Raw genomic sequence first — 6,340 nt, forward strand, 5'->3', positions numbered from 1 at the left:
CGGCGGCGACCCCAAGATGTTCGGCGGCATCGGCCTGTGGCTCGGCGCATCGATGCTCGCCCCGGTGCTGCTCGCCGCCAGCGTCACCGGGCTCGCCGTGGCGCTGGCGGCGCGCATCTCGGGTCGTGAAATGAGGATGACGAGCCGCCTTCCGCTCGGCACATTGCTCGCGATCGCCGCCTTTCCGGCGTGGCTCTATCAGGTGGGACTATGAGCGAGATGCGCGAGATCCTCGACCGCCAGCGCGCGGCGTTCATGGCCGAGCTCCCGGTCTCGATCGAGACGCGCAGGGACCGGCTCCGCCGCGCCGCGGCGATGCTCAAGGACCATGCCGCCCGCTTCTGCGACGCGCTCAGCGAGGATTTCGGCCATCGCAGCCCGCGTCAGTCGATGATCACGGACATCGCCGCCTCGGTCGCGCCATTGAAGCACGCCGAGAAGATGGTCGCGCGCTGGGCGAAGCGCGACAAGAAGCCGGTGCTGTTCCCGCTCGGCCTGCTCGGCGCGCGCGCCTGGGTCGAGCATCAGCCCAAGGGCGTGGTGGGCATCATCTCGCCGTGGAATTTCCCGGTAAACCTGGTGATGTCGCCGCTCGCCGGGGTGTTCGCGGCCGGCAATCGCGCGATGGTCAAGACCAGCGAGTTCACCCCCGCCACCGCCGCGCTGTTCGAGGAGCTCGCGCCGCAATTCTTCGACTTCGCCGAGCTCGCCTTCGTCAGCGGCGGGCCGGATATCGGCAAGGCATTCGCCGCGCTCCCCTTCGACCATCTCCTCTTCACCGGCGCCACCGGCATCGGCCGCCATATCCTCCACGCCGCTGCCGACAACCTCACGCCGGTCACGCTCGAGCTGGGCGGCAAGTCCCCGGCGATCCTCGGCCGCTCGGCCAACCTCGCCCAGGCGACCGAGCGCGTGGCGATGGGCAAGATGCTCAACGCCGGCCAGATCTGCATCGCTCCCGATTACCTCATGGTCCCCGCCGAGCAGGAGGCGGAGGCGGTCGACGGCCTCGTCCGCGCCGCCTCGGCGATGTACCCGAGCCTGCTGTCGAACCCCGACTACACCGCGATCATCAACGACCGCCATTTCGCGCGCCTCACCGCGGCGATCGACGACGCCCGCGCCAAGGGCGCCGAGGTGATCGCGGTCAACCCGGCGAATGAGGACTTCGCCGCCTCCAACGCGCGCAAGCTCCCGCTCCACATCATCCGCAACCCGACCGACGACATGACCGTCATGCAGGAGGAGATTTTCGGTCCCGTCCTCCCCGTGCGCAAGTATGACAGCATCGACGGCGCGATCGCCGAGGTGAACCGCCGCGACCGCCCGCTCGCGCTCTATTATTTCGGCGCCGATGAGGCCGAGCGCCGCCGCGTGGTCGACCGGACGATCTCGGGCGGAGTCAGCCTCGACGACACGATCTTCCACAATGCCATGGAGGAGCTGCCCTTCGGTGGCATCGGCCCGTCGGGCATGGGCGCCTATCACGGCGAAGCGGGCTTCCGTACCTTCAGTCACGCCAAGGCGGTATTCAGGCAATCCAAGCTCGACGTCGCCAGGCTCGGCGGGCTCAAGCCTCCCTACGGCAAGACCACCGACGCCGCGATCAAGCGCCAGCTCGGCTAGCCGTCCGCGATCCCGTTTCGCGGCACACGGCAGCGTTCGTCGCGGTCCGCCCACGTGCTGCCCCAAGCAACCTGACGCTACGGAACGCTTGGCTTCCGCGTGCGATTTCGCCTCGCCCGGAGAGGATCGGTTCGCCTGATGGAGGGTGATAGGGCCGAAGGCGCGACAGCGCCCGGCCGCTACCGCAGGCGCCAAACCAGCAGCGAAGGAAATCGTCATGAAATCTGCAATTGCGGCGATCGCAATGATCGCGGCCGCGCCTGTGGCGGCTGCGGCTGCCGACAAGCCGGCGGCCACCGGCAATCACGCCGAGAAACTGTCCTTGTCGTCCGGACCGGCATCGGAGAGGGGCCGTGGCTACGGTTATGGCTATGGCCATGACAAGGACCGCGGTCGTGGCCACGACAAGGGTAAGGGCCGCGGCCACGACCGCGACGACGACCATCCCGACAGCCCCTGATTCCGGATGGGTCCGCGCCACGGTGCGGACCCGCCAATTGCTAGAGCGCCTCGAGCCACTCCGCGATCATCGCCCGCCCCGCCGCTACCGCGCCGGGCCCGAGCCGGTCGTGCTGGCCGCGCAGCTGGTCGATCGTCAGCCCCGCCTGCCCGACATAGTCGTCGGCGCCGTCGAGCCATTCCTCGAACCGCGGGTCTTCGCCCATCTCGGCATGGAACTGCAGCGCGAGCAGCTCGGGCCCGCGGCGGAACGCCTGGTGCGCATAGCTGTCGGTCGAGGCGAGCAGTTCAACCCCCTCGGGCAGCGGGAAGGTGTCGCCGTGCCAATGCAGCATCGGCACCTCCGCGACGTGCCGCAGCGGCGAATCCGCCCCGGCCGCGTTCAGCGCGACCGGCGCGAATCCGACCTCCTTGACCGGCCCCGAATAGACCTTCGCGCCCATCGCCGCCGCGATCATCTGCGCGCCGAGGCACACCCCCAGCGTCGGCAGGCCGAGCGAGATGCGGCTCGCCAGCCGGTCGACCTCGCAATCGATCCACGGATGCGCATCGCGCTCGTAGACGCCCATCGGCCCGCCCATCAGGATCAGCAGGTCCGGCGTGTTGAAGTTGACCCGCGCGAATTCCGGATCGGTCACGTCGATCCGGTCGAGCGCATAGCCCGCATCCTCCACCGGCTGGCGGAACCCGGCGATGCCCTCATAGGGCGTGTGGCGGATGATGAGTCCCTTCTTCATGCCGCCAGCCTAGCCAGCGTCACGGATGCCCGGAACCCAATCCCTGCTTTAGCGGCCGAAATCTCAACCCTCTCCCGCCACCCCGGCCTCGTACCGAGGTCCACCGGGTGGCAAGCGACGGACGAGAAGCTCACGCGCATCGCGCGCGGCATCGTGGACCCCGGCACAAGGCCGGGGTGACGAAACGAGCGCGAATCAATCCCCGGTCAGGATGCGGTCGACGAGTTGCTTCACCGTCGGCACGAACCCGTTCGAATAGAAGGGGTCGCGCTTGAAATTGTACGCGGCATGCCCCGCAAACATCAGGTTCTTGTCAGTATCGCCGCCATGGGCGATGTCCTGCAGCGTCTTCTGAATGCAGAAGCTGCGCGGATCGGCGAGGCGCCCGGTCGAGTTGGTCTCGGTATCCGCCCAGGACGAGAAGCTGCACTGGCTGAGGCAGCCCATGCAGTCGGCCTGATCCTTGCGGATCACCTGGCGCTCCTCGGTGTTGACGAAGATCAGCGTGTTGTCGGGCGTCTTGAGCGCCTCGGTATAGCCGAGCCCGACCCATTCGCGCGCGCGCAACAGGTCGTTGCGCGTCACCCAGAAATTCTTGCTCTTCACCCCGGCATCGAGCTGGAAGGTATGGTCGCCCGCTTCCTCGGTCGAATAGGGGATCTGGCGCTCCGAGCGCGCCTCGAGATTGCGCAGGAATGGGTTGCGCACCGCCGAGGAATAGAAGCCGGTCGGCGAGAAGCGGTGGAGGAGCACGTCGCCTTCGTCGATCTCCATCAGCTTCGACTTCCAGCCCTCGGGAATCGGCGATTCCTGCGTCAGCAGCGGACGCGTGCCGAACTGGAAGACGATCTGGCCGAGCTCGGGATTGTCGATCCAGTCGTTCCAGTCGCGCAGATACCAGACGCCGCCGGCCATCACGATCGGCACGCTGTCCGGGATTCCGCCCTCGCGCATCACGTCGCGCAATTCCTTGACGCGCGGATAGGGATCCTGCGGCGCGCGCGGATCCTCGGCGTTGGACAGGCCGTTATGCCCGCCCGCCAGCCACGGGTCCTCATAGACCACCGCCGCCAGCCACTCGCTCGCCTTGGAATAAGCGCGCTTCCACAGCGCGCGGAAGGCGCGGCCCGAGCTCACGATCGGGAGATAGTTGACGCCGTAAGACGCCGCGATCTCGCTTAGCTTGTAGGGCATGCCCGCGCCGCAGGTGACGCCCGCGACCATGCCGCGCGTGCGCTCGAGCACGCCGTGCAGCACGCGCTGCGCCCCGCCCATCTCCCACAGCACGTTGATGTTGATCGCGCCCTTGCCGCCGGCGATCTCGAACGCCTTCTTGACCTGCTGCACCGCGCCCTCGACGGCGTAGGCGATCAGCTCCTCGTGACGTTCGCGCCGGGTCAGCGCCTTGTAGACTTGCGGGATGATCTTGCCTTCTGCGTCATAGCTGTCGGCGTTGACCGCGCTCACCGTGCCGATCCCGCCCGCTGCGGCCCAGGCGCCGGCCGAGGCGTGATTGGTCGCCGCGACCCCCTTGCCGCCTTCCACCAGGGGCCAGACCTCCTGACCGTTGTAGATGATCGGCTTCAAACCCTTGAACAACGACGTCCCTCCGGAAAAATTCGGGCGACTCTAGCCGCGATGCCCCGCCTTAGCGAGGGGAATCAACCCAGCGCACCCGGACGCTTCACAGCCTCCGCGTAGAGCGTGGCATAGGCTGCGATCATCGCCTTCTCGTCGAACAACGCGCGAGCGCGCGCCTGGTTCGCCTTGCCCACCGCGGCGCGCGCGTCGGGGTGCGCCGCCAGCGTCTCGATCCGGTCGCGCAGATGCACCGGATTCCAGTCGTCGGCGATCGCCGGCAGATTCTCGGGCGCGATCATCTGCGCGACGTCGCCCACCGGGGTCGAGGCGATCGGCAGCCCCGCCGCCATCGCCTCCATCACCGCGATCGGCTGCTGCTCGCTCTTCGAGGAGAGCGCGAAGATATCGAACAGCCCCATGTAGCGGTGCGGATCGGGCAGGAAGCCGGGCAGCAGCACGGTCTTCTCCATCCCCATATTGTCGATCGTGTCCTGGATCGCCTCGCGCTCCGGCCCCTCGCCGACAATGACGAGCTGGGCGCGGCTCTTCATTCCGCCCATCGCGCGGACGAGCATCGGCAGGTCCTTGACCTCGCGCAGCCCGGCCAGCGTGCCCACCACGACATGCCCGGGCAACCGCTTGAAGCCCGGAATCGCCCGCGCATCGGGCTTCCTCGCATAGGCCGCCACGTCGATCCCGTTGGAGATGCGGTGGATCCGCTCGCGCGGCTGCTTCCACGCCTTGACCGCGATCCGCTCGAGCAGGTGCGAGGGCACCACCAGCGCGTGCGCCGCGCCCAGCGCGATGCGCCGATACATGCTGCGCACGGGGTTGAGCCGCATCGCCTCGTCGGCGTTGAACCCGTCCTCGTGATGGATCACCGGCGGCAGGTTCTTGGCGAAGACGCGCTTCGCCATCACCCCGTCGATCGCACCCCAATTGTAGGTCAGCACCAGGTCGAACTTCGCCATGAACCGGGCGATCGCCTCGTAACGCGCGACCGAGGGCTTTCCGGTCAGCGGCGGCGGGTTCTGCGCGATCTCGTAGCGGATGCCCTTGGCGATCGCGTCGCGCGCGCCATAGGCGCCTTCGACGCCCGAGACGATGACGTGGCTCGCGCGGTCGCCGAACGCGTTCATCAGCCGGACGGCGCGGGCTTCCTTGCCGCCCAGGTCGAAGCTCGAATGAAGATGGAGGATACGGATGGCCATGCTGGGCGCGCTGCTTAGCGCCCAAATCGCCGCCGCGCGAAAAAATTCTCGCAGCCGTGTCGATTCCGCGTCGCGCCGCTCGTCGTCATGACGACAGCGCAATCGGCGCTGGCGAAAGGAGAAGACTCATGCGGAAGATCATCGTAGGCGCCTTTGTCAGTCTCGACGGCGTGATGCAGGCGCCCGGCGGCCCGGACGAGGACCCGACCGGCGGCTTCAACTTCGGCGGTTGGCTGGTGCCGCATCTCGACGAGGCGGTCGGCGCCACGATCGACAAGATGCTCGACCATTCGTTCGACCTGCTGCTCGGCCGCAAGACCTACGACATCTTCGCTGCGCACTGGCCCTATGCGCCGACCGATCCGGCTGCCCCCGGCTATGACGAGGGCAATGCGCGGATCACCACGCTGTTCGACGGCATCACCAAATATGTCGCGAGCCGGTCGCGGCCCGATCTCGACTGGCAGAACAGCGAGCTGCTCGGCACCGACGTGGTCGCCGCGCTGCGCGAGCTCAAGCAGCAGGACGGCCCTGATCTGCTCACCCAGGGATCAAGCGACTTGCTTCAGACCCTGTTCGCCGCGGATCTGGTCGACGAGCTGAACCTGTTCACCTTCCCGGTGGTGCTCGGCAAGGGCAAGCGGCTGTTCGGCGGTGGCGCCAGCCCGCGTACCTTCCGCCTCGTCGAATCGGCTACGTCCTCGAGCGGCGTGGTGATCGCATCCT

Annotated in this window: 6 protein-coding genes and 1 pseudogene; 4 read left to right on the forward strand and 3 right to left on the reverse strand. The window is 67.6% G+C overall.

Features of this window, described 5'->3' with window-relative positions; genetic code table 11:
• The 3 genes and pseudogenes from ABDV68_RS17765 to ABDV68_RS17775 all read left to right on the forward strand — a co-directional run.
• A pseudogene (locus ABDV68_RS17765) lies at window positions 1-214 on the forward strand (prepilin peptidase); the annotation flags it as partial.
• 5 nt (window positions 215-219) lie between these two features.
• On the forward strand, window positions 220-1,626 hold the full coding sequence (locus ABDV68_RS17770) for a coniferyl aldehyde dehydrogenase (RefSeq protein WP_343521440.1): 1,407 nt from the start codon (window positions 220-222) through the stop codon (window positions 1,624-1,626).
• 217 nt (window positions 1,627-1,843) lie between these two features.
• Window positions 1,844-2,086 carry a hypothetical protein gene (locus ABDV68_RS17775; protein ID WP_343521435.1) on the forward strand — a complete coding sequence of 81 codons (243 nt, stop codon included), beginning with the start codon at window positions 1,844-1,846 and terminating at the stop codon, window positions 2,084-2,086.
• Window positions 2,087-2,126: 40 nt separating this feature from the next.
• Here the strand turns inward: ABDV68_RS17775 and ABDV68_RS17780 are convergent, their stop codons facing one another.
• The 3 genes from ABDV68_RS17780 to ABDV68_RS17790 form a co-directional block, all read right to left on the reverse strand.
• On the reverse strand, window positions 2,127-2,822 hold the full coding sequence (locus ABDV68_RS17780) for a glutamine amidotransferase (protein ID WP_343521436.1): 696 nt from the start codon (window positions 2,820-2,822) through the stop codon (window positions 2,127-2,129).
• A gap of 195 nt (window positions 2,823-3,017) precedes the next feature.
• Window positions 3,018-4,421, reverse strand: coding sequence for a nitronate monooxygenase (locus ABDV68_RS17785; RefSeq protein ID WP_343521437.1), 1,404 nt, complete (start codon window positions 4,419-4,421; stop codon window positions 3,018-3,020).
• Window positions 4,422-4,483: 62 nt separating this feature from the next.
• Window positions 4,484-5,614: a glycosyltransferase family 4 protein gene (locus ABDV68_RS17790; RefSeq protein ID WP_343521438.1), complete on the reverse strand. Its 1,131-nt coding sequence runs from the start codon at window positions 5,612-5,614 to the stop codon at window positions 4,484-4,486.
• A gap of 128 nt (window positions 5,615-5,742) precedes the next feature.
• On the opposite strand from ABDV68_RS17790, the gene ABDV68_RS17795 reads away from it, so the two are divergent.
• A partial coding sequence (locus ABDV68_RS17795) for a dihydrofolate reductase family protein (RefSeq protein WP_343521439.1) occupies window positions 5,743-6,340 on the forward strand: 598 nt, incomplete at its 3' end.

The organism is Sphingomonas sp. (assembly GCF_039595165.1).
In the GTDB taxonomy this organism is placed as follows: Bacteria; Pseudomonadota; Alphaproteobacteria; order Sphingomonadales; family Sphingomonadaceae; genus Sphingomonas.

What these genes read in the sequence shown, in the direction of transcription:
- ABDV68_RS17790 (WP_343521438.1), bottom strand. Translation starts at nt 5,614, where the DNA reads ATGGCCATCCGTATCCTCCATCTTCATTCGAGCTTCGACCTGGGCGGC.
- ABDV68_RS17775 (WP_343521435.1), top strand. Translation starts at nt 1,844, where the DNA reads ATGAAATCTGCAATTGCGGCGATCGCAATGATCGCGGCCGCGCCTGTG.
- ABDV68_RS17770 (WP_343521440.1), top strand. Translation starts at nt 220, where the DNA reads ATGCGCGAGATCCTCGACCGCCAGCGCGCGGCGTTCATGGCCGAGCTC.
- ABDV68_RS17780 (WP_343521436.1), bottom strand. Translation starts at nt 2,822, where the DNA reads ATGAAGAAGGGACTCATCATCCGCCACACGCCCTATGAGGGCATCGCC.